Source organism: Brevibacillus choshinensis (assembly GCF_001420695.1).
Classification (GTDB): domain Bacteria; phylum Bacillota; class Bacilli; order Brevibacillales; family Brevibacillaceae; genus Brevibacillus; species Brevibacillus choshinensis.
Window position 1 is genome coordinate 173,670 of record NZ_LJJB01000015.1, and the last position, 24,259, is coordinate 197,928.

A 24,259-nucleotide genomic window follows, 5' to 3' on the forward strand; every position below is an offset into this window, starting at 1 on the left:
ATAATTGTATACATTTATTGCTGCGTCATTTGGCTATTTGTATTTGATTGTCGGAAAACTACTTTTGAATGCTGAATAATTTCATTACTCACCTGCTGTAATACTGTCTCCTCCACGGGATATCGAATCACACACCCTGGCGTGAGAATAATCCGGTTCCCGACTGTCACCCTGGATACCTCTTGAATCTCCTTGATAATCTCATCTATCGAACCATTTGTGATATTCGATCTTTGTATTCCACCGACGATGATTTTGTCAGGGGCAGCTTGCACAAAATCCTGAAGCTTCGGCTCGGTTTCCCAGATATGCCAGTTTATCGCCTGTACTGGATAATCAACCATCAAATGATGATAGATGTTCGTTCCATGAATATGGACCACATTAAACCAGGAATAGGGTTGGATGGCCTCGAGTACTTGCAAATCATACGGAACCCCAAATTCCTTATATTCCGCTTCCGTCACCATCTCACTTGTCGCCATCTGGTTGGCAAAAAATACACCTGCACAGCCCTTTCGTAACGCCTCCTGAGCAAAAGCCGCAGTTGTCCTCGCAATCCGATCCAGCCCTGCTTTCAACTTATCCGGGTGATTTCGTAAATGCTCCAGCATGAGTGACCCGCACAGCTTGTGGGCAATGGTTAATGGTGAAAAAATGGTGAGAAGCACTGGAACCTCTTCTTTTGTTTTCCCCAGCAGATGTGCTATGGAAAGCAATTCTCTGCCAAGGGCACCTTTCTTGACATCAGGTTCTGTCAATACCAACCAATCCTCTGGCTTTTCCACCGCGAACTTCGTGATTTTAGCGACACCTCCGTTTGGAATCTCACTGAAATCACACTGACATCCATAATCCTCCACAAAAAACATCCCGTTCGGCATATTTTTGATGAAGTCCAATCGAAATCTACGATAAAATTCATAGGTTTCCTCCGCCAGCTTTAGCGGATCTAGATCTACATGGGGCAAATGTGTCCAAAAACTAAAGGGGATTCGGTCTGCCTGCTCTCCCCGCAATACCATCCGAATTCGCTCTGTCGCTGTTAGCGTCATGTACATCCCTCGTTATGTTATGTATACATGGATATTTAGTAAACCTGACTCAGCCAGCCTTACTATTCATATAGGATAAAAAATCTGAGGGCACGCCAGACTTTGGAATGCCCTGATATTGTCTTACATCTCTGCATCTTCTGCGAGAACAGATCGCTTCTTTTTCACCGCACTGACGATGCTTAGTACTAGAACCAAACCACACATACCCATCAAGGTTCCCGAAATCGGACGCTCAAAGAAAATCATCAGGCCATTATCAGAAGAAGCGAGAGATTGAATCAACGAGAACTCAATCTGGGAACCAAGGATAAAGGAGAGGATCAGCGCGGCGCTGGGAAATTCGAATTTCTTCATAAAATAGCCGACGACACCGAAGAAGATCATCAGGCCGACATCCCAGAGACTGCGGTTAACACTGTATACCCCGACCAGCGAAACAATCAGAATTAACGGAAACAACAACTTGTAAGGAACGAGAGCAACCTTAGCCCAAAGCCCTGCCATCGGCAAATTCATGAACAGCAAAATGGCGTTGCCAATAAACATGCTAGCAATGACAGCCCAGACAAAATCCGGGTTTGTCTGGAACAAGGTAGGACCTGGCGTCAAGCCATGCATGATAAATGCACCCAAAATAACCGCGACGGTCGGTGAACTGGGAATCCCCAGCGTAAACAAAGGAATCAATGCCGCACCACTGTATGCGTTATTTGCTGTTTCCGGACCTGCTACGCCCTCGATGGCACCTTTGCCAAAGCGATCAGGGTCTTTCGCCAGCTTTTTCTCCATGGAGTACGACATCAAGGAGGAAATCGATGCGCTCGCTCCCGGAATCAGACCAACCAACATCCCGATCACGGTTCCCCGACCAATCGATTTAAGGGTTGGTTTCCATTCGTGCCGAGCCGGGAACAGTCCGTTAATTTTGGCTGGCTTGTCCAACTTCATGTCGTCACCAGCATTCAAAAGGATTTCAGAAATCCCGAACAACCCCATTGCCAATACAACGAATTCAATCCCTTCAATCAGCTCGATCTGGCCAAACAGAAAACGTTCTGCCCCCGAACCAGGATCCATCCCCACTAGCGATAAAAGCAAACCGACTACGGCGGATATCAGGCCTTTAACGACCGACTTACCCATCAGCGCAACCAGCAGTAGTAAACCGAACAGCATAAGAGAAAAGAATTCCGGCGGCCCGAACTTTAGGGCATATTTTGCCAGCATCGGGCCTACCAACGCCAGAGAAAGAATGGCGACAACCCCTCCAATGAAGGACCCGATCGCAGCAACACCCAATGCAGCACCCGCTCGTCCTTGCTTGGCCATTTGATAACCGTCAATACAGGTGATAACGGATGCCGATTCTCCCGGTGTATTAATCAGAACGGATGTAATCGTACCACCGTACATGGCACCATAGAAAATACCCGAAAGCATGATGATCGCAGTTACCGGCTCCATCCCAAAGGTAATCGGAATCAGAATGGCTGTACCAGCAACTGGCCCCAATCCTGGCAAAACCCCTACAAACATCCCGATGGAGACACCAATCAAACAATAAAGCAGATTCGACAGGGTAAATGCGGTCTCAAACCCGCCCATAAGCGAACCAAACAAATCCATATGACCCTCCTCCTACCAACCCAGCGCACTTACTGGGAGTTGAACTTCCAGTACGATTGCAAACACTACGTACAGGAGGACAGATACGCCAGCAGACGTGAGGAGATTGATGTACCATTTGTAAGCCTTGTACAGCAGCGCGAATAAAAAGAGTGTACTGCACGCGATAAAGCCTAGGTAAGGAAGCAGCGCTACAAACAAAATCATGCTACAGAGCAGAAACAAAACACTTTTTAAGCTTTTTCCGGAAGGAAACGTTACCTTATCGGAAGATTCTGAACGCATGGAAGATATGATATAAATAACAGCAAGAACCAGTAATGCTCCAGATAGCCATATAGGAAAGAAGCCCGGTCCCGGTCCTACCTCACTCGAATAAGCATAACTAAAGGACTTTATCAGAAACACAATCGCCACGAGCAGTAGAAAAACTCCTGCCCATGCGTTCGCATTCAATTTTCTCATGCTACTGTTCACCCCTTTCACAAGGAAAAGTCTGTTTTTTTGGGGGCAGGAGCTACTCTCGAGATCAATCCTCCTCTTGCCCCTGCCCTATTTTCTGTTAAATTACCAGGAATGTTATACCCGGCTAACTTACCAAGGACTCTTTTCAAATTCTTTCTTCATTTCTTCTTCTGTCTTTTTCAATGATTCTGAATATTCTTTCGGTCCCATGAAGTCTAATGGCAGCGCCAATTCCTCAGCCTTCTGCTTAAATTCTGGATCCTCCAAAGTTTTCTTCAGTACATCCGCTAAATATTCAACCTGTTTCGGATCCATACCCTTCGGACCGGCTAGGCCACGCATTGCGATTTGGGTTGCATCAAAACCAGACTCCTTATATGTAGGAACTTCTGGCATCATTTTGATTTTGGAATCAGCACCAACCGCAATAACGCGGATCGATTTTTCCTTGTATTGCGAGTACACTTCGGATGCGTTAGCGATCTGGATATCGACATGACCGCCCAGCAGAGCTGTCATGCCTGGAGCCGTTCCTTCAAAAGGCACCTTACTGAACTTTGCACCTTTCATCTCTTCCAATTGCCGCAGAGCGAGTGCCTCAGTGGAACCTGGGCCACTAAAAGCGATTTTTAGCTTTCCTGGATTTTTCTTCAGTTCCTCAATTACTTGCTCCAACGTTTGGAACGGACTGTCAGCTCTCACTAAAAATGCTCCCGGATCGCTTACCAGGTTTGCAATCGGCACAAAGTCATCTAACTTGTATTTGACTTGATCGCCCATCTTGATAGGATAAACGAGGAATGAAGGAGGATTAATCATGCCAATCGTGTAGCCGTCAGTTGGAGATTTGGCAATCGCGGTAAAACCAATTGCACCGCCTGCTCCTGGCTTGTTTACGACCGGAAAGCTTGTCCCGGCATATTTCTCCGCGTATTTGAGAACCGTACGAGCAGCCGTATCCGTCCCACCACCTGGGTTAAACGCTACGATTGTTTCAATTGGGCGGGTAGGATAGTCGGCAGGCTTTGCTGATGCACCAGCTGTTGCCGCCGCTTTAGTTGGTGCAGTTTGCTGTGCTTGCTTTGGCTCGGAACCACAGCCGGCAAGCATCAGTAACGAAAGGACAAGAGCTGAATTCACTGCGAAAAAGCGTTTTTTGTTCATTCTACATACAGCCTCCTTCAGATGTGTTTTGGGTCGAACGCGCGATACATTTTAACGGCTCTTTTTTTCTTATCCTCTCGTTACTACCCCCTGTATTCGACATTTTTATATATAATTATCCCTATATGTTAAATAGGATATAATCATTTAAATATAGTGGAGATAGACTTCATCCCCACAAAAATGATAGTTACTGTTCGTCATTCTGCAGGTTATCTATGTTAGCAAGCAAGGTTTCGAGACTGCATTGAATGTGATTTCGCATAGCCATTTCTGCAGCCACGGAATCTTTGGCTATGATCTTTTCTAGAATTTCCGTATGCTCGATGACTGCTTGTGCCGTTCTTTCTTGACCACCGCGTTGAAACAATTGACGATACCGCTGAATGTGATCATTTAGCATACTAAGTATTTTTACAATTGTCTTGTTCCCACTGATTTCATAGAGGCAAGAATGGAATTCAGACCCGTAGTAAATAATTTCCTCATAATCGCTATTTTCATAGCCTGCTTTTATCATTCGGAGAATATCCGTCAGGTTCTGTATATCCTGTTCTGACGCTATCTTTGCAACCTGACCTGCAATGATACCCTCTAGGATACTTCGGGCCACAAAGATTTCTTCGACTTCCTTTTTTGAGATGGATGCAACTCGCAAGCGCCCATTTGGCTGCCTGACTACCAGCTCTTCCATCTCCAAACGCTGCAATGCTTCTCGTAAAGGTGTGCGGCTGATTTCCAATTCGTTTGTCAGGTTTTCTTCGACCAACGGTTGTCCCGGGGCTAATTCACCGCTTATGATTCTCTGCTTGATCTCCATGAAGGCATAATCCTTGGAAACAATTCTCTTCCGTTTCGTTTGAGTTGCCACCTCATGCCCCCTCCTTCTTTATGATCGTTTCACTCTAGTATACGATAAGGTGATAGAAAACAAAATGTTTGTATCGTTGTATTGTTGTATAATTGTATACAATTATATAAAAAACGAAAGCCCGACGGAATCATTGTATAATTGTATACACTTTTTTGAAATTTATAATTAATATACGCAAACGCTTTCTTCCTGTCAAGCGATTATTCCTCTGAGTTTTATAAAATAAAATGGATTGATCTATGAAAATGAAAACAGCACCAGCTAACGATGATCCGTTTCGGCTGGTGCTGTCTGTGCGAGTCTCGTGAAATAGTTCTTCCTCACATTCACAATCACGCAGTCATGCTGCTAAGCCCAATTTATCGTCCTTACACGACGTCGTAGCCTTGGTCTTCAATCGCTTCCTTGATCGCTGCCACAGACAAGCCGCTCTCATCATAGGAGACCTCGACTGTTTTCGCTGCCAGATTTACTTTACCTGTCGCGCCCAGGCCGCTCAACGTTTTTTCAATGGTATTCACGCAGTGATTGCAGGACATTCCTTCTACATTCAGGGTAATGGTTTGCATCATAATCTCTCCTTTGGTTTATCCAATATGGTTATGCGGAACAAGCCGCTACTTGCCTGTTTTTTCGTTCGATGACAGCCGTTACAGCTTCACCCGCTGCAATCGCAGAGCATTGAGCACGACCGACACGGAACTGAAGGCCATTGCTGCTCCCGCGAGCCACGGAGCGAGAAAACCCAGTGCTGCAAAAGGAATACCCACCGTGTTGTAAGCAAAAGCCCAGAACAGGTTTTGCTTGATGTTGCGAATCGTTCGCTTGCTCATCTCGATAGCATCCGCTACACTCGTGAGCTCTCCGCGCATTAAGGTGATATCCGCTGCTTCCATCGCCACATCTGTACCCGTGCCTATCGCCATTCCGATATCGGCGGTAGCAAGCGCGGGTGCATCGTTGATTCCGTCACCGACCATGGCAACTTTTTTTCCCTGTTCTTGCAGCTTTTTCACTTCGGCAGCCTTGCCCTCGGGCAAAACTTCTGCGATGACGTGACCGATTCCTGCCTCACGAGCAATCGCTTCGGCCGTTTGGCGGTTGTCACCGGTCATCATGATGACGGTCAGCCCCATCGCTTTCAGTCGTTCTACCGCTATTTTCGAAGTAGGTTTGATGGTATCCGCTACGGCAATCAGCCCAGCCAGTTTCCCATTAACCACAGCCAGCATCGCTGTTTTCCCCGACTTCTCGAGGGTAAGCATCGTCTCAGCTGCGTGTTCAAACGAAATATGATCGCGCTCCAAAAGACGACGAGTCCCCACGAGGACTTCCTGCCCCTCCACGACAGCCCGTATCCCATAACCAGGAATGGCCTCAAAAGAGGTGGTATCCGAAAGAGCAATTCTTCTCTCGCTGATCCCCTTCACAATCGCCTGTGCCAGTGGATGCTCCGAATTTTTCTCAGCTGCGCCCACCAGCGCCAGCAGTTGTTTTTCATCGATCTCAAAAGCGATGACATCCGTCAGCTCTGGCTCACCTTTGGTTACGGTTCCTGTTTTATCGAGAATGATCGTGTCCAGACGATGAGCCGTCTCCAAATGCTCGCCGCCTTTGAATAGAATGCCTAGCTCTGCAGCGCGGCCAGAGCCAGCCATGATGGACGTCGGTGTGGCCAAACCGAGTGCGCAAGGGCAAGCGATCACGAGCACGGCAATGGCTTTTTCCAACGCCTCAGCAAAATTGCCGGGGATGACCCAGAAATACCAAACGACAAAGGTCAAAACGGCAATCCCTACGACGATGGGGACAAACACCCCAGAAATGCTGTCAGCCAGTCGCTGAATGGGTGCTTTCGTGCCTTGGGCTTCCTCCACGACCTTGATGATTTGCGCCAGCGCTGTTTCCTTGCCTACCTTGGTCGCCCGGATTTTCAGGAAGCCGTTTTTGTTCAACGTGGCACCAATGACCGAGTCGCCAGCCGCTTTGTCTACAGGAATGCTCTCACCCGTCAGCATCGCTTCATCTACAGCGGACTGACCTTCCAGCACCAGTCCATCGACGGGTACCTTCTCCCCTGGTTTCACATGGACGATATCTCCCATTCGCACGTCTTCTACTTGAATAGTCATCTCCACACCATCCCGGACGACGACGGCTGTCTTGGCTTGCAGTCCCATCAGCTTGCGGATCGCTTCAGAGGATCGGCCTTTTGCTTTTGCCTCGAACAGTTTGCCCAGCAAGATCAACGTGATCAATACCGCGCTGGTCTCGAAGTATAGCTCAAGCATGTGCGCATGGGTACCGATGGAGGAAACCGCCACATACAGACTGTAGAAATAGGCGGCCGAAGTCCCGAGGGCGACCAGCACATCCATATTCGCGCTCTTGTTTCGCAGCGCTTTGTAAGCTCCGACGTAAAACTGTGCGCCAATGATGAACTGTACGGGTGTAGCCAAGGCCAGCTGGACCCATGGATTCATCAAGGCATCAGGCAACCAAATAAACGAGGTGAAAGAGAAGTGACTCACCATCGCCCACAAAAGCGGGAGCGAGAAGAGCAAGGACACCCAGAACTTTACCGTCTGCCGTCTGATTTCCATCTGTCTGCGGTCTACCTGCTCCTGCGCATTCCCATCTTCCTTGCGTTCTGCGCCATAGCCCAGCTTATCGACCTGACGAATCAGATCCGCTACGCCGACCTGCCCCGAGTCGTACTCGACCACAGCAGTTTCCAAGGCCAGATTGACATTCGCCTTTAAGACGCCAGGTAGTTTGTTCAATCCTTTTTCGATTCGGGTCGCACACGCTGCGCACGTCATTCCGGTTATGTTCAATTCGATTTTATCTGACACGACGCCGTAGCCGAGCGCCTCAATTTTCCCGCGGATATGGTCCAGATCCGTGATCGCTGGATCGTAGACGACTGTCGATTTTTCCAACGCGAGGTTCACATTGGCTGTTTCCACGCCATCCAGCTTTTTCAGGCCCTTTTCGATGCGCAGAGCACACGCCGCGCATGTCATCCCGGTGATCGGAATCGTCGCTTCTGCTGATTTGGCACTCATGGTTAACTCCCCCGTTACAGATACCCTTTAGGGGTATATTTCAGAGTATTGTTCCCCCAATGCTGTCTTGTTATTTACACCCTTACTATACAATACCCCCTCATGGTATATCAAGAGGTTTTCGAAAAAAAGAAAAGCCCCTGACTTCTCAGGAGCTTCTCTTCCATTACTCGATTTACTTGCCTTGGTTGACAGCTGCCTGGTACGCAACCGCGATTTTCGCTGCTACCTCTGCATTATGTCTCACCAGTGCGATATTTGTTTGCAAGCTCTTGCCTTCTGTCAGCTGTTTCACTTTATCGAGCAAGAACGGCGTTACTTTTTTACCGGCGATGTTGTTGTCTTTCGCTTCTTTCAGCGCTTGCAAGATGACACCTTCGATCTTCTGATGATCCAGAGCATCTGCTTCCGGTACCGGGTTTGCGATAATCATACCGCCTTTGAGGCCCAGCTTCCATTTAGTATCCATCAACGTTCCCACTTCTTCTGGGGTATCCAGACGGAAGTCTACGCCAAAGCCGCTCTCACGTGCAAAGAAAGAAGGGAACTCGGAGGTACGGTAGCCAACGACTGGTACGCCTTGCGTTTCCAGGTATTCGAGCGTGCGGCCGATATCCAGGATCGATTTGGCACCTGCGCAAACGACTGCCACGTTTGTTTGAGCCAGCTCTGTCAAGTCAGCGGAAACGTCCCACGTGATTTCTCCATCGCGATGCACACCGCCGATGCCGCCTGTAGCAAACATGTGAATGCCAGCCAGCTCTGCTGCGATCATCGTAGCTGCTACCGTAGTGGCACCGATTTTTCCACTCGCGAGGATGTATGGGAAGTCACGGCGACTTACTTTTTCTACGGACTTGTTGGTCGCGAACTCTTCCAGCTCACTCTCATTGAGGCCGATCTTGATTTTTCCGTTCATGATCCCGATCGTCGCTGGTACGGCTCCGTTGTCGCGGATGATCTGCTCGACTTCTTTTGCCATCTCGATGTTTTGTGGATATGGCATACCGTGCGAAATAATGGTGGTTTCCAGAGCCACTACTGGCAGATTGTTGTCTAGGGCGTGACGTACTTCTTCTGTAAAGGTCAGGTATTGTTTCATGATTTATCGCTCCTCTTCGTATTGGTCTACAGTCAGTTCGAGTTGTTCCGGTTTTAACAACGGGGATACGGACTGCTCTGTTTTCAAGGTCAGTGCTGACGCAGCCAATCCCAATTGGCAAGCTCGTTCAAATGATTCGCCATTGACGAACCCGTACAGTAATCCCGAAGCAAAGGCATCTCCAGCACCTGTCACATCCACGACGTCAGTAGGATACGGTGTGAAGTGCTTGGACACATCCTCTGACTGATAATAAACGCCTTGCTCACCCATGGTCACGATGACATGCTTGACGCCACGCTCCCTGATTTTGCGGCAAGCCTCGGCGCATTCTTCGATCGAACCGATACTCATTTCCGCCAACAGCTCAGCCTCTTCCCGATTGGGCAAAATGGCTTCTACTCCGTCCAATCGCTGTGGCAACTTTTTCGCCTTTGCAGAAGAGACCGGGTCCACGAAGAGTGGGATGTTCTCTTCCCGGCAGCGCTCGATGATGTACGCCAAGCAATCGGCCGGTACGTTTGTATCGAGGAAAATCGCTTGAGCAGCGGCAATGTGCGACCACTTGTCCGCATACATCTCCGGTGTCAGCGCATCGTATATATCCATATTGGCCAGTGAGACAACCATTTCTCCATCAATATCCAGAAGAGCCGTATACGTGCCTGTCCGCTGAGTCGGCAATCGCCAAACCTGGCTGATATCGACACCGTGCTTTCGGGTCTCTTGCAGGATCCATTCCCCTTCCTTATCCTCACCGATGCTGGTGAACAGGGAAGTTTTGCAGCCCAGTCTGCCCAAGTTCTCGGCAATATTGCGCGCTACCCCTCCACATGATTCCATAATCGTGACGGGATTGGAGGAATGCAGTCGTACTTGCTGTTTCCCACGCGCTTTGCGGTCCAGATTCGCTCCACCAATGCAGGCAATCGAACCCTCGTCGCGCAAGACATACGCACGTCCTTTTATCTCTCCGCGCTTGGTCAACTGGGCGATGTAGCCCGCAACAGCGGAACGGGAGATTCCCATCAAGTCTGCCAATTCCTGCTGACTGATAAAAGGATTGTGCCGGATATGCTGCAAAATCTGCATTTCTTTGTCCACGGTCATCCTCCTTTCGTCAAAGTAGCATTCACAGCTTCGTCCACAAACAAAAGTCTATCACATAAACAAAAGTTTCGCAAACTATTTGCAAAGAAAAGAGGCTGTCGATTATCTCGATCGACAGCCTCCAATGATCTTTCCCTTTTACACAGTCAAACTACCGTCCACGGCAACGACAGAACCCGTCATGAAGCTCGCTTTGTCAGATGCCAGGAACAGAACCACCTCAGCGATCTCATTCGGTTGACCATGACGCCCCATCCGCATGGGAGAGAGCTCTTCGGGTACATATCCCCCATTCGCGAAAGTGTCAGCCACGCTTTTGAAAATGGCGGTTTCAATTCCGCCAGGGCAAACCGCATTGATCCGGACTCCCTTTTTCGCGTATTCAATCGATGCCCCTTTCGTCAAACCAATGACCGCATGCTTGCTGGCAGAGTATACGGCGATGCTGTGCTCGGGGCGAATCCCTGCGGAAGACGCTGTATTGATAATCGCGCCCTTTCCTTGCTGCTCCATGATGGGAAGGACATTTTTCATACCTAGGAATATGCTCTTCACATTAATGGACATGATACGTTCGTACTCCTCGATTTCCACTTCCGTAAACGGAGCGAACTTTTGAATAACCCCTGCGTTGTTGAACAAGACGTCCATTTGTCCGTACATTTCCATTGTCTGTTTTACATAGTTTTCTACATCCTCCGGCTTGGAGACATCCGCTTTTACAAAAATGCCTTCTCCCCCATTGCTTCGGATCATGTCAACGTTTCATTGCCCAATTCTTCATTAAAGTCTACGAGAACGACCCGGTATCCATTTTCCGCAAACTTGATGCTGGTTGCTCGGCCAATTCCGCTTGCTGCTCCTGTTACTACCGCTACTTGTTTTTCGTGAGACATTCGATTTACTCTCCCTTTCGTTATTTGGTTTCGTTTTGTGTTTGGTTCATTCAAAGCCTGCCGATTTTGCCTGCCTCACCTCCTTTCGAGAACGCAAAAAAGACGCCGAAAGAATACCGGCGTCATCATTTATGCTGTCGTTATCTACATTCGCAATCGACAAGAAGTCAGCTTGCAAACAGAGCGCTAGCTACATCATAAGGCAAAAGCTTCCGGTACCTGTTTTCGATATGAAATTTGCATGCCAAAAAATGGGCAGACTGATCCCGTTACATGCAAATCTCCAAGCAGTCTGGGTGCTTTTACCAATGCCTCTACCATTGCGAAAACAGTGTACATCATCGCTTTTACCTCCTTTCTTCCTTCCAAATAAGACAAATTACTTAACACCCTTAACAATAATTCATTCTCACGAAAAGATCAAGCTGTTCGTTCACGATGATACTCGTTGTTCGATTGCGGATTCCACCGTCGCTTGCTTCTTTTTGGTTTCCTCCTTTTGCGCCAAAGCAAACACGGTCCCGATAATACAAAAAGCCCCAAGCCATTCAAACCATCCAAACGGAACATGCAACCAGATGACGGTAGCCACAACGGCTGACAGTGGCTCGGCACTCGCCAGGAGACTCGTTTCCGCAGGTTTGATAAAGCGCAGACTATCCACGTACAAATAAAAAGCAATTAGGGTGCCAAACAGGACGAGAAACGCAACTCCCAATACCGATGTGATCTCCCAATCAATGGCGATTGCCTGCCAGGGACGCGTCAGGATGCACAAGCCGATACCTCCGATCAGCATCGCCCACCCCAAGACGATTGTCGATCCCCACCTCTGCAACAGGCTTTTAGGATAAAGCGTATAAAAAGCTAGTGCCAACGCGGATGCGAGACCCCACACCACTGCCCCTGCAGAAATGGAGAGCTTGTCCGGCCTGCCATTGGTAATCAACAAAAAGGTCCCGATCAAAGCCAGCACGAGTGCAATCATTTGAGCTGAACTGGGAAGCTGTCGATGACGTACAACGACATACACGGTTAGAAAAACGGGACCCAAATACTGCAGCAAGGTCGCCGTGGCTGCGTTACCCATTTCAATAGAAGCAAAATACGTATACTGTACCCCTAACAGTCCTAAGATCCCAAATAGAAAAAGTCTGCCTACATCCGCACCCGAGCTCATAATACGCCAAACATTCTGACGATCGTTCCCGAATAACGACAGCAGTAAGAGCAACGTACCTGACAGTAGCAAGCGCGCTGCCACTAGCCACTCTGTCGTAAATGAATGATGCTGCAATAAGGACTGGGCAACAGTCCCTGACACTCCCCACAATAAGGATGCGACGAGAACCATTGCAAACCCACGTGCACGCGATGATACTTCCATACTTGTTTCTCCTCTACTCTCTATGGCAGTCAAATTTCGCCGTTCTTTTTCTGTAGTATACATCCAAAATCGCATGCGTGGATGAACAGATCCGATTTGAGAACAATAAAGAAAAAAGGAGGAATATCATGGCAGATAAGCGTCCGCAGCAAAAGCAAAAAGAACCACCGGAATACTTTTATTTTAACCTTTCAGATGATGGACACGAACGGTTGCTGCAGCATGAACTCCAAGAAGCAGAAGAAGATCCCCTCTCTCCATTGGAAGAAGTAACAAAGATCGAATACTGATAAACCTGACACAAAACCCTGACGCTTCCTAGGTCAGGGTTTTGTTTGACAAGCTAACGATTGATCATGTATCATTATCTCAAATTAAAGATATCGCAAATTCATGATAAATATATTCAGAAAGGAGCGGGCTTGATGTCGGACAAACTGGTTCGAGATGATTCCCTCGATCTGATGGTCGTACTGTCGAGATCGTACAACTGGGTCATGGCCCATACGAATCGTGATATTCGCCAACACGGCCTCAATCCTACCGAGTTTGGTGTACTGGAGGTTCTTTATCATAAAGGCCCTCAACCGTTGCAGCAGATTGGTGAAAAGATCCTGATCTCAAGCGGAAACATCACCTATGTGGTGGACAAACTAGAGAAGAAGCAACTGCTGATTCGCAAGCCTTGTTTAGAGGATCGCCGGGTGATTTATGCGGAGCTTACTGAAAAGGGCAATCAATTTTTGGCTGACATCTTTCCTTCGCACAAGGAAGCAATTGAAAAAGCAGTCAGTGGCCTCACACCAGAAGAACAACGGCAAGCTACTCAATTGCTTAAAAAACTGGGTCGTGCTGCTCAAGAAAGCTTCTAGCTTGAGCAGTGCGACTGGCTTAAGTAAACCTCTATCGAAGCATGCTCATGGATGAGCGACCGCGTTCAAGCGGAAAGTTTTACCGAAGTAATGCCAGAAGCAAACGCTGAGGTGCTTCGTCATGCGTTCCAGAATTCATAAGCGTGCTCGCTTATAAATTCTTATACGTTCAAAAAGCCCTTGACAAAACCTTCAATGCATAATAATCTTAAAATCAAGATTTACAAACAAAAGTAAGTGACTAACTAAACGAAAGGGGAATAAATATCCCATGAGTAAAGTACTCTTAATTAAAGCTAACGATCGACCAGTAGATCAAGCAGTGAGCGTAAAGCTTTACGAAGCTTTTGCTCAAACTTATAAAGAAACTCATCAAAACGATGAAGTAGTGGAGCTGGACCTGTTCGCAGAAAACCTCCCTTACTACGGAAACGATCTGCTGACTGCTATGTTTAAAGCAGGACGCGGTATGGAGCTCGGCGCAGAAGAGCAAAAAGGCGCTGACCTGGTAAAGAAATACCTGAACCAATTCGCTGAAGCAGAAAAAGTGGTTATCGCTTTCCCAATGTGGAACTTCACAGTACCAGCTGTTCTGCACACTTACATGGATTACCTGTCTCAAGCAGGTACAACGTTCAAATACACTGCTGAAGGCCCTGTAGGTCTGATGGGTGACAAAAAAGTAGCACTGCTGAGCGCTCGCGGTGGCGTTTACTCCGAAGGCCCTATGGCAGCTGTAGAAATGGCTAACAAATATGTTCGCACACTGCTCGGCTTCTGGGGAATCTCCAACATCACGGAAGTTATTGTGGAAGGTCACAATCAATTCGCTGACAAAGCAGAATCAATTGTTGAAGAAGGCGTAACAAAAGCAGCGAAACTGGCAGAAACATTCTAAGGATTGCCAGTCTTGTAAAGAAAGCCTCGATTGGAGGCTTTCTCTAGTCACAATATCTCAAATTTAAAATACTATAATTTAAACTAATTTAGGAGTGATAAAAAATGTTGGATCTTGGTTTGCTCATTATTCGTTTGGTCATCGGTTTGTCGTTTGCCGCACACGGTACTCAAAAGCTGTTTGGTTGGTTTGGTGGCTATGGTCTGAAAGGAACGGGCGGTTGGCTCGATTCGATCGGAGTCAAACCGGGTGTCATGATGGCCCTTCTCGCTGGTTTGGGTGAGCTTGTAGGCGGACTGTTGTTTGCCGCTGGTGTCGGAACTTGGGTTGGTGCTCTTTTGATTGCTTTTACCATGCTGATTGCGATTGTAAAAGTTCACGGTCAAAATGGATATTGGGCTACACAGAACGGCTATGAATACAACCTGACTTTGATCGCAGTAGCAATCGGGGTTGCCCTGATCGGACCAGGCGCATACGTTTTGTTTTAATGCTGTGACAGCAAGCTCGGTCACTTTGGCGCCAATTACTTGACTAAAGGAGGCATTACACATGGACATTCGCATCTACACACGAGACGAACAAGCAAAAGGACATTTTGGCGACGGTGAAATTGTAGAAAACAAACCGATTGGCTTCCCACGTGAAGGGTCTGTCGTCACTCGAGTAGGTCCCCTCTTTTACTGGGCTTGGGCAAAATCATTGAAAACGTTTGAGATTCCTCTGCATCCGCATTCCGGCTTTGAAATCTTGTCCTACGTTCTTGACGGTACAGTCGGCCACCGCGACACATTGGGCAATGTTCAAAGAGTGACAACAGGTGGTGTCCAAATTATGCAGACCGGGTCGGGTGCCCATCACGCAGAAGAACTGAGCCAGGATTCTGAGTTGTTCCAAATCTGGTTTGAGCCGCATCTGGCTACTGCCGTCAAACGACCTCCGACCTACAATCAGTACGATCATGAAGAATTTCCTGCTGAAGTCGTAGAAGGTGTGCAAGTCAAACGCATTATCGGACCGGATACGCTGATCCAGCTCGTTACAGACTCACTTATGAACGACATCACGATCCCTGCAGGACATTCTTACTCGGTGAGCCTTCCAGCCGGATACGCTCATGCAGTGGTTGTCGTGGAAGGCAATGGACTTGTCGGAAGTAATCCAGACCATCTGACGGAAGCACAATCCATGAAAACAGGAGATTTCGTCGTCGCATCCGCTGAAGTCGAAGGGAATACCATCTATCAAGCCACCGAGGCTGCACCACTCCGTATCGTACTCATTCAGGTACCAAAAGACGTAGATTATCCGCTGTACCGGAAATCATGATCTATCTTCATTGCAATGCATAGTGTAACGGAAGGGATACCCAGAGTAGTCATTCTACTCGCAAGGTATCCTTTTTTGTTTGCATAATCACTCCACCCTCTAGGGACATTATCAGGGAATCCCTAACAAATCAGGAGTGAACTAGAAAGGAAGCTGCCCCGTGGAAGACATCGTCATGACCAGAGCCGCCTTTGGGACAACCATGGCTTTTCATATTATTTTTGCTACTCTCGGCGTGGGACTTCCGCTGATGATCCTGCTCGTAGAATTACTCTTTTGGCGAACCAAAGACCGGGACTACGAGATCATGGCCAAGCGCTGGACCAAAGCCCAGGCGATCCTCCTCGGTGTCGCCATTCCCTCGGGTACCATCTCTGGCGTACAGCTCTCCCTTCTATGGCCCGGGTTTATGGAAGTCGTGGGGAAAGTCATCTCACTGCCCTTTCAAATTGAGATCTTTGCCTTTTTCCTCGAAGCCTTGTTCATGTCTATTTACGTCTACGCAGCCCATCGCCTCTCCCCAGCTATGCGGCTTCTTAGTGTTTTCATGGTGCTGGTGGGAGCTACTGCCTCTGCCATTTTGATTACCAATGTCCACGCGTTTGAAGGAACACCCGCCGGCTTTCGCATCACCAATGGAGAAATCGTGGATGTCGATCCATGGGCAGCCTTCTTCAATCCGAGCTTCTTCGTCACCGCTGGTCATGTCACTGTCTCGGCTTATATGACCGGGGCATTTGCTATTGCAGGTGTAGCCGCATGGAAGATGCTGCGCTCAGAAAAAGGGGGCCGTGTCTATCAGTACCATCAAAAGGCTCTGTTGCTCGGATTAATCATCGGTGGTTCGTTCTCGTTGCTGACAGCGCTGAACGGGCACGAATCCGCACAGCTTTTGCACGAGTACCAACCTGAGAAGCTAGCCGCAGCAGAAGGCTTGTTCGAGACACAGGCCTATGCCCCGTTAACGGTAGGCGGATTTACCGATCGCGAGACAAAGGAAGTCAAATACGGAATCGAGATTCCTTGGGCATTAAGCTTTTTGGCTGCGAATCGGTTTGATGAGGTCGTTGTGGGCTTGGACGACTATCCCGAAGAGCTTTGGCCTCCTCTCTACATCCATACGCTTTTCAACGGAATGGTCGGAATCGGGAGTCTGTTGATTGTCGTCGGCTTTCTCGGCTTTGCCTGGAAAAAGCTGCTGCGACGCTCCCAGTTCCCTCGCTGGGTGCTCTGGGTATTTGTGGCGAGTGCTCCGCTCGCCCTGATGGGGATTGAGTTTGGCTGGATATTTGCTTGCACCGGTCGTCAGCCGTGGGTTATCTACCGCGTCATGAAAACAGCCGATGCCGCTACTAAGGCCGCTGGAGTCTCGACGTTTTTCTGGATCTTCCTGGCGGTCTATCTGTTTCTGGCGATTGTCACGCTGCTTGTCTTTCGCAGCTATTTCGGACGCCATCCTCTCGAGCTAGATCCTCACGAGCAGCAAAGAGAGCGTACGGCTGAGTAATCATCTGACCACGGAGGCTTGCGATATGACCGATACTATCATTGCTATTACCCTGCTGTGGATTTTCGTCGTGATCTATTCGGTTGCCGCATCCTTTGACTTTGGGGCGGGCTTTTGGTCCATGATCTATCTGAATCGCGAAAAGACCAAAGCCACATCCATCGCCAACCGCTACCTGTCCCCTTCCTGGGAAGTCGTCAACGTCTTCATCGTGCTGATCGTCGTCGCACTGGTCACCTTTTTTCCCGGAGCCACCTATACGCTCGGGTCGGTGTTGCTGATCCCCGGCAGTCTTGTCCTATTGCTGATGCTGATCCGCAGTGCGTTCATGGTTTTCTCGCACCTGATTCACAAGTACGATAAAACGCTCAGTATCGTCTCAGGCATAACTGGAATCTTGGTACCCGCATTACTAATTAGCGTACTGCCTGTGACCCAGGGTGGTTTTATTCAAGTCACCAACGGCGTCGAGCACTTGGACTGGCCTCTCTTTTTTACCAGTCCACACGTCTACGCGTACATCGGTCTTGCTGTGAGCAGCACGCTGTTTCTCTCTTCTCTCCTGCTTGCCGACTACTCCTACGTAGCGGGCGCGCAACAGGCATTTTCCGTCTATCGGAGAGATGCGACCTTGTTGGGGCCAATCACACTGCTCATGGCCGTGTTGACGGTGGTAACGATGAACATAGAAGCGGCGTGGCTGTACGACCGCATTCTCGCCTATTTGCCGTGGCTCATCGCATCCGTGTTCTTTTTCTTTGTCGGCTATATCGCTCTGCTGCTACCCCCACATCGGCGTCTGATCTTACATCTACCGCGTGTCGCCGTCGTTGCAATCACGATCCAGTACTTGCTGGCCAGCTATGCCTATGGTGCAGCCCGTCTCCCGTATATTGTCTACCCGCACGTGACGATTGAGTCGAGCTTTACCCATCCTGATACGTTCCACGCCCTGTTTATTTGCTATCTGGTCGGCTTTGCTATCTTGATCCCCGGATTCATCTACTTCTGGAGGCTCTTTATGAAAGACGAGCAATACGTCCGGGAAAAATAACCATTCCGTTGCGCAAACAATTCGCCGCTCAAAGAACGGCATCCTGCATCTTGGCTGGGCCGGGGGCGCTCTGGTGCTCATTGGGCTTGGATTTGCTTGGCTGTCATTCGCTCAAGAAAAAAGCACGACATCTGCAAAAGCGGTACAAAACGGGTGAGGCTCCTGGAAGTCCTTATTTCGCAGCCTGGGGAAGAGAGATTTTGAATGCCACACGCGATCCCTTATTTTCGGCATTCACTTCTCCCTCGTGAAATTGAATAATTTTCTTCGTGATAAACAAGCCAAGTCCAAACTTTCCGTTCTTCCCTTTGTAGAAATGATTGAACAGCTGATCAAAACTCCCCGCTTCAATGGGAGGGCCATCGTTTTCCAGCAAAATCTCCACGCGCTCCTTTGCATGCTCCCAAACCACGCTTGCTGTGATCCAAATCGTCGTAGCGGCATAACGCATGTTGTTTTCCAAAATATTTTCCAAAGCAACGGTAAGCTCTTCTTCGTTTCCCCACACATACAGGTCTACCAAGTCGGGCTGAATCGTCACCCGGCCGTGGACCATGGAAAATCTTTCGACGAGGTTTTCCAGAACCGTCTTGATGTTCATTTGTTTAAACTCGCTGGTTCTTTCCAGAATGTAATCAAGACTATTCAAGTACAACAGCTTCTCCACTTTTTTCTCGAGGCTTTTTGCTTCCTTTATGATAACGGCAACCGTTTCCTCAAAGGAATCGTTTAAGTACACTTTATCCGCCAGTGCCTGAGAGTAGCTGTGAATGACCATGATTGGTGTTTTCAGATCATGGGAAACACTCTGTAAAAATACCTCCTCTTCCATCTCCATTTTTTTCAAGGATTCCTGCATCATATTGATGGAAGACGCCAATTTTCCGAATTCATCGCCACGATCCAGGAAAATCGGGTCCTCCCACTCCTTGCTTGCGATTTTCCGAACCTTCTTCTCCAAATAACGCAAAGGTTCGGTAATCTTGGTGGAGATAAACTTGGCAATACAGATATTCACGATCGAGAGGATGACGAGCAATCTTATGAGGTTGATCAGTACGTCCACCGACACATACGAAACGAGCACCACTGTTATGATTCCGGTAATAAAAATTAGAAAGGCAGTCATGATGACCCAGATCTGCAGTCCAAACGGCTTGTCTCTCATTACTTCACCAGCCTGTACCTGTATCCGTAACCGTATATCGTCTCGATGGGCAGATGGGGCATTTTTTTGCGGATGCGGCGAATCGTGTCGTCGACAACTCGATCAGACCCAAAATAATTTTCTTCCCACAATCGGTCCAAAATTTGTTCTCGGGTGAATACGCGATTGGGATGATCGATAAAAAAAAGCAGCAGTTCGAATTCCTTGCTAGTCAAAGACAGGCTGACACCCTCATGATGAATGGTGTGATTTTCCCGATTGATGACATACCCGTTGACTTTGACGCTGGAAATATAGGTAGGCGCGGGACCATTTTTATGTCCGAGCAGTTTTTGCGTTTTTATAATCAATTCCCTGGGGAGAAATGGTTTGGAAATGTAGTCGTCACAGCCAAGCTCAAGACCGACAACCCGGTCAATATCCTGATTCTTCGCGGAAATGAAGATTACAGGAGTCTGTGGACTCACGTCTTTTATCTCCTTGAACAAGGTATATCCGGTTGTATCCGGAAGCATGATGTCCAGGATCCATAAATCTGGATTCGCATGGATCTTTTGCTGAGCGGTCAGTCCGTCAAGAAACGCTTCCACGGTAAAACCCGCGTTTTCCAGATATTTTTGCAAGATGGAGTTTAAATCCTGATTGTCTTCCACCAAAAATACCGTATGTGACATGCTCGTCCCCCCTTTATTTATGTGCCCCCTCCCTCATTATACATAAATAGCGCAAACCCCTGAATTCAGTTGAATCCAGAGGCCTAAATGAGTAGCGGGATCTATAAGATTTTCCTTAAAAACTCCCGCGTTCTTTCTTGTTTGGAGTGGTTGAACAATTCTTCCGGTGTACCTTCCTCCAGAATCGTCCCCTGGTCCATGAACAAGATCCGATCGGCAGCTTCCCTGGCAAAGCCCATCTCATGCGTGACGATAATCATCGTCATTCCGTCCTGAGCCAGGTTTTTCATTACCTGTAAAACCTCCCCCACCATCTCCGGGTCAAGAGCAGATGTGGGTTCATCGAAAAGCATGATCTCCGGCTCCATCGCTAATGCCCTAGCGATCGCCACCCTTTGCTGCTGACCGCCGGAAAGATTTCTGGGGTATACATCCGCTTTTTCGGACAAGCCTACCTTTTCAAGCAGCTTCCTTCCCTTTTCTTCCGCTTCTGCCTTGCTGCACTTTTTGAGCTTGATCAAACCCATCGTGATATTTTCCAACGACGTTTTGTGAGGAAAGAGGTTAAACTGCTGAAAAACCATTCCCACCTTTTGACGGATGGCATTGATGTTGGTTTGCCTGTCCATGATGTTAGCTCCGCCGATCAAGACCTCGCCTGAGGATGGTTCTTCCAGCAGGTTCAAGCACCGGAGAAAAGTAGACTTGCCAGAGCCTGAGGGACCGATGATGCACACAACCTCTTGTCGCTTGATCTGGGCATCGATTTTTTTCAGCACGTGCAGATTACCGAATGATTTTGTCAATTGCCGGACTTGAATCATCCTGTCGCCAGCCTCCTCTCTAGCCAATGCGAGAACCAGGTGAGCACATTAATGAGTATCCAATACATGATGCCGACTGCGCCCAAGAATTCGAATGCCTTAAAATTGACTGCGTAGATCGTCTGTGCCGAAAATGTCAGCTCTGCAATCCCGATCGTTGCTAGCAGGGAAGTATCCTTGATGCTGATAATAAACTGATTGACGATCGCAGGAATCATCCGCTTGATCGCTTGCGGCATGATAATATACGTCATGGTTTGTCCATGGGAAAAGCCGATGGCCCTGCCCGCTTCCATCTGACCTTTGTCAATCGATTCGATGCCCGCCCGGAATATTTCTACGAGATACGCTCCCGCATTGAGGCTGAGGACAAAGATTCCGGCAGATACTGCATCGGTGGCACGTCCGAAAACAAGTGGAAACAAGCCGAAGTAAAAGAAAATGACCTGCACGTAGAGAGGAGTCCCGCGAATGATGCTGACGTATACCTTCGCAATCATCTGTAGAAACGGTCGTTTCGATACGCGCAGCAGGCCAAAAGACAACCCAAGAATGGTCGCAAATAACAGAGATAAAAACGCCACCTTTACGGTGTTTTCAAGCCCCTTCATGAGGAGTGGAGCCGCATCTGCAATCAGGCTTACAGTTTCCATTCTTCGCTTCCTTTCCTGAAGAAATTAGGGTATATGGAGGAACAGGTGCGAAACCGCACCCATTAGTTCGAGCCGAAGTATTTGTCGTATAGTTTTTGGTACTCACCGTTCTCTTTCATTTCTTTCAGATGCTTGTTGAATTTTTCCAATACGTCTTCTTTTCCTTTGGTAATTGCGATGCCGTATTCTTCACCCGTCAATTTGTCACCGATGATCTTTAGGTTCGCTGCCGTTCCTGATTTGATCTTAGAGGCGACAAATGGAAAGTCGTTGATCAACACATCGGAACCGCCCGCTTCTACATCCATATAAAGCGTCGCTTCATCCTCCAGAATCTTCACTTTTGCACCGTGTTCCTTGGCCAGCTCATTCGCCTTTTCCAGACCGGATGTGCCTTGCTTGGCTACGATCGTCTTGTCCTTCAGGTCATTCACTGAACTGATTGGGCTATCCTTTTTTACGACCATGACCAGGCCGGAATCGAAATACGGATCTGTAAAATTGGTTACTTGCTTGCGATCATCCCGAATCGTGATCGAAGCAGCCGCACCATCCACCTGCTTTGCCTGGAGGGCAGGAATGATTCCGTTAAATTTCATTTCTTTCCACTCAACCTTGAGGTTTTCCTTAGCTGCAAGCGTTTCGACGAGCTCGATATCAAATCCCGTGAGTTTTCCAGCGCTGTCTCTGGAACTGAAAGCGCCTCCATCTGGAGCGACAGCAAAAATGAGAGAGCTGCTTGTGCTTCCACCCGTCTCCTGTGATCCACATCCAGCCAGGCCAATCGTAGTCAAACATGCCGCCACCAGCGACAACCAAAATTTCCGACGAATCATGATAAACCCTCCTCGATGAAAAATGTATTATCTATCTGCCTATATCGTAAAAAAATAATGTAAAATAAATTTCGAGGAAATATGTGAAAATTCGTGAACCTTGTCGACTGCTTCACATTTCAAGGAAAGGTTGGGCTCCCTTGCTAGAGAAAATAGTCAATTCCGTCGTAAAAGTTTTGTGGGATGTTCCCATGCCTTTTGCCATTCTATTTGCGGGATTTTACTTTACGATGGAAAACAGATTTTTTCAGCTGCACCATCTGAGACAGTTCTTTCAACAAGTTCTGGTTTCCATACGCAGCAAATCAGAAGGCATCCGCACAGACGGAGCATTATCTTCCTTTCACGCTGGAAATATTGCCATCGGCTGTTTGGTTGGAGTGGGGTGTATTGGCGGTGTCGCCACAGCCATATCCATCGGCGGTCCGGGTGCCGTGTTCTGGATGTGGGTCGCTGCCTTTGTCGGCATGATTATCAAAATGGCTGAGGTAACGTTGTCCGTCTATTACCGAACGAGAGATGAGGAAGGAAATAGAATTGGCGGACCGACAGTGTACATCGAAAAAGGCATTGGCGAAGAGATGAATGTGCGCAGCTGGAAGATTCTCGTTGTATTGTTTGTAGCGGGAATGCTCGCACCCGTTTTCATCTCCATTCAAAATTACGTAGCATCCACTGCGATCAGCTCTACTTTCAATCTGAATATCATTTGGGTGTCACTGCTATTTGCGGTGATGGTCTACGGGATCATCATGCGTGGACTTCCATTTTTGAGAAAGGTATTTAAAATCGTTATTCCCCTCATGATTCTGTCTTATCTATTTTTGGGTTGCTTGATTATCGTGATGAATCTGGAAAAGGTCATTCCTGCCCTCGAATTAATCATGCAGCATGCCTTTTTAGGATCGGCAGCCCTCGGTGGCTTTGCCGGAGCGACCTTGTCTCAGGTCATCACGATGGGCGTATCGCAGGCTGTTTACACCAGCGAATTTGGCTGGGGAACCACACCCGTGATTCATTCAACGGCAGATGTCGACCACCCGGTAAAGCAAGGACTATGGGGCGGATTCGAGGTGTTCTTGACCAGCGTTGTGATTTGCGGGATTACAGCTTTTGTGGTCATTTTGTCAGGCGATTGGGTTTCCGGGCGTACGGGCATCGACCTTGCTCTACATTCCTTTGAACTGACGTTGGGGACAACAGGAAAGTACTTGGTTACGATTATTCTCTTCTTGTTCGCTCTCACCACGGCAAGCGGCTGGTACGCGAACAGGGAGATTATGGTGAAGCATTTGTGCCAAAAGAATCCGAAGCTAAAAAGGCACGTGCTGAGGTACGTCAAAGTATTTTGTGCTTTTCCTGAATTTCTTTTCGTCGTCTATGTCGTCACGTTTCATTTTCCTGACAAGGACGTGTGGCTGATGACAGGGATCATGACGGCCGTTCCCACTTTTATCAACATGTTTCTCCTGTTGATTTTGAGCCATCAGTTCAAAAAGCTCGTGCTGGATTATAAAGCGAGGTATTTGAAAATCGGTAAAATTGACGAGGAAATGCTTCTGTTCTACGAAGACAAAAAGGTTGAGTTGCAGGAAAGGGAATTGGGTGAACGTTAAGAAAACCTCTATCAAATCAAATTCTTACTCGATCACACAATCTTTTGATTTTTCTTCGGTATTTGTCTCCTAAAATCG

The 24,259-nt window shown here is 48.0% G+C and carries 24 protein-coding genes and 1 pseudogene; 8 read left to right on the top strand and 17 right to left on the bottom strand.

All coding sequences use genetic code 11. The annotated features are described in order from the left end of the window. Positions 1-14 precede the first annotated feature (14 nt). The 12 genes and pseudogenes from AN963_RS29250 to AN963_RS29300 all read right to left on the bottom strand — a co-directional run bounded on the left by AN963_RS29250 (position 15) and on the right by AN963_RS29300 (position 12,750). A complete protein-coding gene (locus tag AN963_RS29250) occupies positions 15-1,055 on the bottom strand; it encodes a uroporphyrinogen decarboxylase family protein (protein ID WP_055748079.1) in 1,041 nt (346 codons plus the stop codon). Between the two features lie 123 nt (positions 1,056-1,178). Beyond that, on the bottom strand, positions 1,179-2,684 hold the full coding sequence (locus tag AN963_RS29255; RefSeq protein ID WP_055748080.1) for a tripartite tricarboxylate transporter permease: 1,506 nt from the start codon (positions 2,682-2,684) through the stop codon (positions 1,179-1,181). Positions 2,685-2,696: 12 nt separating this feature from the next. Continuing rightward, complete coding sequence (locus AN963_RS29260; RefSeq protein WP_055748081.1) at positions 2,697-3,149, bottom strand: tripartite tricarboxylate transporter TctB family protein; 453 nt, start codon at positions 3,147-3,149, stop codon at positions 2,697-2,699. 129 nt (positions 3,150-3,278) lie between these two features. Continuing rightward, positions 3,279-4,313, bottom strand: coding sequence for a tripartite tricarboxylate transporter substrate binding protein (locus tag AN963_RS29265; RefSeq protein WP_055748082.1), 1,035 nt, complete (start codon positions 4,311-4,313; stop codon positions 3,279-3,281). A gap of 190 nt (positions 4,314-4,503) precedes the next feature. Beyond that, positions 4,504-5,184, bottom strand: coding sequence for a GntR family transcriptional regulator (locus tag AN963_RS29270; protein WP_236708143.1), 681 nt, complete (start codon positions 5,182-5,184; stop codon positions 4,504-4,506). A 371-nt stretch (positions 5,185-5,555) separates the two neighbouring features. Further along, positions 5,556-5,756, bottom strand: a complete 201-nt coding sequence (locus AN963_RS29275) for a copper ion binding protein (protein WP_055748083.1) — start codon at positions 5,754-5,756, stop codon at positions 5,556-5,558. A gap of 81 nt (positions 5,757-5,837) precedes the next feature. Beyond that, positions 5,838-8,255 carry a heavy metal translocating P-type ATPase gene (locus AN963_RS29280; protein ID WP_055748084.1) on the bottom strand — a complete coding sequence of 806 codons (2,418 nt, stop codon included), beginning with the start codon at positions 8,253-8,255 and terminating at the stop codon, positions 5,838-5,840. A 175-nt stretch (positions 8,256-8,430) separates the two neighbouring features. Beyond that, on the bottom strand, positions 8,431-9,357 hold the full coding sequence (locus AN963_RS29285) for a pseudouridine-5'-phosphate glycosidase (protein ID WP_055748085.1): 927 nt from the start codon (positions 9,355-9,357) through the stop codon (positions 8,431-8,433). Between the two features lie 3 nt (positions 9,358-9,360). Beyond that, on the bottom strand, positions 9,361-10,461 hold the full coding sequence (locus AN963_RS29290) for a carbohydrate kinase (RefSeq protein ID WP_055748086.1): 1,101 nt from the start codon (positions 10,459-10,461) through the stop codon (positions 9,361-9,363). A gap of 144 nt (positions 10,462-10,605) precedes the next feature. Beyond that, positions 10,606-11,363, bottom strand: a pseudogene (locus AN963_RS29295) (SDR family NAD(P)-dependent oxidoreductase). A 195-nt stretch (positions 11,364-11,558) separates the two neighbouring features. Next, complete coding sequence (locus AN963_RS31300; protein WP_161827315.1) at positions 11,559-11,705, bottom strand: hypothetical protein; 147 nt, start codon at positions 11,703-11,705, stop codon at positions 11,559-11,561. Between the two features lie 91 nt (positions 11,706-11,796). Continuing rightward, entirely contained in the window at positions 11,797-12,750 is a 954-nt protein-coding gene (locus AN963_RS29300) for a DMT family transporter (protein ID WP_055748087.1), read from the bottom strand. 128 nt (positions 12,751-12,878) lie between these two features. On the opposite strand from AN963_RS29300, the gene AN963_RS31305 reads away from it, so the two are divergent. The 7 genes from AN963_RS31305 to AN963_RS29330 all read left to right on the top strand — a co-directional run bounded on the left by AN963_RS31305 (position 12,879) and on the right by AN963_RS29330 (position 18,410). Further along, positions 12,879-13,040: a hypothetical protein gene (locus tag AN963_RS31305; protein ID WP_161827316.1), complete on the top strand. Its 162-nt coding sequence runs from the start codon at positions 12,879-12,881 to the stop codon at positions 13,038-13,040. A 135-nt stretch (positions 13,041-13,175) separates the two neighbouring features. After that, positions 13,176-13,622 (top strand): MarR family winged helix-turn-helix transcriptional regulator, encoded by a 447-nt coding sequence (locus AN963_RS29305; RefSeq protein ID WP_055748088.1) that lies wholly within the window; start codon positions 13,176-13,178, stop codon positions 13,620-13,622. Positions 13,623-13,893: 271 nt separating this feature from the next. Further along, the gene (locus AN963_RS29310) at positions 13,894-14,520 is read left to right on the top strand and encodes an FMN-dependent NADH-azoreductase (RefSeq protein WP_055748089.1); all 627 of its coding nucleotides are present in this window, start codon (positions 13,894-13,896) and stop codon (positions 14,518-14,520) included. A 104-nt stretch (positions 14,521-14,624) separates the two neighbouring features. Next, positions 14,625-15,011 carry a DoxX family protein gene (locus AN963_RS29315; protein ID WP_055748090.1) on the top strand — a complete coding sequence of 129 codons (387 nt, stop codon included), beginning with the start codon at positions 14,625-14,627 and terminating at the stop codon, positions 15,009-15,011. Positions 15,012-15,072: 61 nt separating this feature from the next. Next, entirely contained in the window at positions 15,073-15,849 is a 777-nt protein-coding gene (locus tag AN963_RS29320; RefSeq protein WP_055748091.1) for a pirin family protein, read from the top strand. A gap of 175 nt (positions 15,850-16,024) precedes the next feature. Continuing rightward, on the top strand, positions 16,025-17,356 hold the full coding sequence (locus AN963_RS29325; RefSeq protein WP_055748195.1) for a cytochrome ubiquinol oxidase subunit I: 1,332 nt from the start codon (positions 16,025-16,027) through the stop codon (positions 17,354-17,356). A 25-nt stretch (positions 17,357-17,381) separates the two neighbouring features. Further along, entirely contained in the window at positions 17,382-18,410 is a 1,029-nt protein-coding gene (locus AN963_RS29330; protein ID WP_055748092.1) for a cytochrome d ubiquinol oxidase subunit II, read from the top strand. A gap of 172 nt (positions 18,411-18,582) precedes the next feature. Here the strand turns inward: AN963_RS29330 and AN963_RS29335 are convergent, their stop codons facing one another. From AN963_RS29335 to AN963_RS29355, 5 genes are all read right to left on the bottom strand, one after another. Further along, positions 18,583-19,578: a HAMP domain-containing sensor histidine kinase gene (locus AN963_RS29335; protein WP_055748093.1), complete on the bottom strand. Its 996-nt coding sequence runs from the start codon at positions 19,576-19,578 to the stop codon at positions 18,583-18,585. Continuing rightward, positions 19,578-20,252, bottom strand: coding sequence for a response regulator transcription factor (locus AN963_RS29340; RefSeq protein ID WP_055748094.1), 675 nt, complete (start codon positions 20,250-20,252; stop codon positions 19,578-19,580). Before AN963_RS29340 ends, AN963_RS29335 begins: the two co-directional genes overlap by 1 nt. Before the next feature lie 101 nt (positions 20,253-20,353). Then, complete coding sequence (locus AN963_RS29345) at positions 20,354-21,076, bottom strand: amino acid ABC transporter ATP-binding protein (RefSeq protein WP_055748095.1); 723 nt, start codon at positions 21,074-21,076, stop codon at positions 20,354-20,356. Further along, the gene (locus AN963_RS29350; protein WP_055748096.1) at positions 21,073-21,729 is read right to left on the bottom strand and encodes an amino acid ABC transporter permease; all 657 of its coding nucleotides are present in this window, start codon (positions 21,727-21,729) and stop codon (positions 21,073-21,075) included. Before AN963_RS29350 ends, AN963_RS29345 begins: the two co-directional genes overlap by 4 nt. Positions 21,730-21,791: 62 nt before the next feature. Then, entirely contained in the window at positions 21,792-22,565 is a 774-nt protein-coding gene (locus tag AN963_RS29355; protein ID WP_055748097.1) for a transporter substrate-binding domain-containing protein, read from the bottom strand. Positions 22,566-22,705: 140 nt separating this feature from the next. Here AN963_RS29355 and AN963_RS29360 point away from each other — a divergent pair, with 140 nt between their 5' ends. Beyond that, entirely contained in the window at positions 22,706-24,181 is a 1,476-nt protein-coding gene (locus tag AN963_RS29360; RefSeq protein WP_236708144.1) for an alanine/glycine:cation symporter family protein, read from the top strand. Positions 24,182-24,259: the final 78 nt, after the last annotated feature.

Coding starts and splice junctions, on each gene's coding strand:
- AN963_RS29250 (WP_055748079.1), bottom strand. CDS start 1,055: ATGACGCTAACAGCGACAGAGCGAATTCGGATGGTATTGCGGGGAGAG.
- AN963_RS29255 (WP_055748080.1), bottom strand. CDS start 2,684: ATGGATTTGTTTGGTTCGCTTATGGGCGGGTTTGAGACCGCATTTACC.
- AN963_RS29260 (WP_055748081.1), bottom strand. CDS start 3,149: ATGAGAAAATTGAATGCGAACGCATGGGCAGGAGTTTTTCTACTGCTC.
- AN963_RS29265 (WP_055748082.1), bottom strand. CDS start 4,313: ATGAACAAAAAACGCTTTTTCGCAGTGAATTCAGCTCTTGTCCTTTCG.
- AN963_RS29275 (WP_055748083.1), bottom strand. CDS start 5,756: ATGCAAACCATTACCCTGAATGTAGAAGGAATGTCCTGCAATCACTGC.
- AN963_RS29280 (WP_055748084.1), bottom strand. CDS start 8,255: ATGAGTGCCAAATCAGCAGAAGCGACGATTCCGATCACCGGGATGACA.
- AN963_RS29285 (WP_055748085.1), bottom strand. CDS start 9,357: ATGAAACAATACCTGACCTTTACAGAAGAAGTACGTCACGCCCTAGAC.
- AN963_RS31300 (WP_161827315.1), bottom strand. CDS start 11,705: ATGATGTACACTGTTTTCGCAATGGTAGAGGCATTGGTAAAAGCACCC.
- AN963_RS29300 (WP_055748087.1), bottom strand. CDS start 12,750: ATGGAAGTATCATCGCGTGCACGTGGGTTTGCAATGGTTCTCGTCGCA.
- AN963_RS31305 (WP_161827316.1), top strand. CDS start 12,879: ATGGCAGATAAGCGTCCGCAGCAAAAGCAAAAAGAACCACCGGAATAC.
- AN963_RS29305 (WP_055748088.1), top strand. CDS start 13,176: ATGTCGGACAAACTGGTTCGAGATGATTCCCTCGATCTGATGGTCGTA.
- AN963_RS29310 (WP_055748089.1), top strand. CDS start 13,894: ATGAGTAAAGTACTCTTAATTAAAGCTAACGATCGACCAGTAGATCAA.
- AN963_RS29315 (WP_055748090.1), top strand. CDS start 14,625: ATGTTGGATCTTGGTTTGCTCATTATTCGTTTGGTCATCGGTTTGTCG.
- AN963_RS29320 (WP_055748091.1), top strand. CDS start 15,073: ATGGACATTCGCATCTACACACGAGACGAACAAGCAAAAGGACATTTT.
- AN963_RS29325 (WP_055748195.1), top strand. CDS start 16,025: ATGACCAGAGCCGCCTTTGGGACAACCATGGCTTTTCATATTATTTTT.
- AN963_RS29330 (WP_055748092.1), top strand. CDS start 17,382: ATGACCGATACTATCATTGCTATTACCCTGCTGTGGATTTTCGTCGTG.
- AN963_RS29335 (WP_055748093.1), bottom strand. CDS start 19,578: ATGAGAGACAAGCCGTTTGGACTGCAGATCTGGGTCATCATGACTGCC.
- AN963_RS29340 (WP_055748094.1), bottom strand. CDS start 20,252: ATGTCACATACGGTATTTTTGGTGGAAGACAATCAGGATTTAAACTCC.
- AN963_RS29345 (WP_055748095.1), bottom strand. CDS start 21,076: ATGATTCAAGTCCGGCAATTGACAAAATCATTCGGTAATCTGCACGTG.
- AN963_RS29350 (WP_055748096.1), bottom strand. CDS start 21,729: ATGGAAACTGTAAGCCTGATTGCAGATGCGGCTCCACTCCTCATGAAG.
- AN963_RS29355 (WP_055748097.1), bottom strand. CDS start 22,565: ATGATTCGTCGGAAATTTTGGTTGTCGCTGGTGGCGGCATGTTTGACT.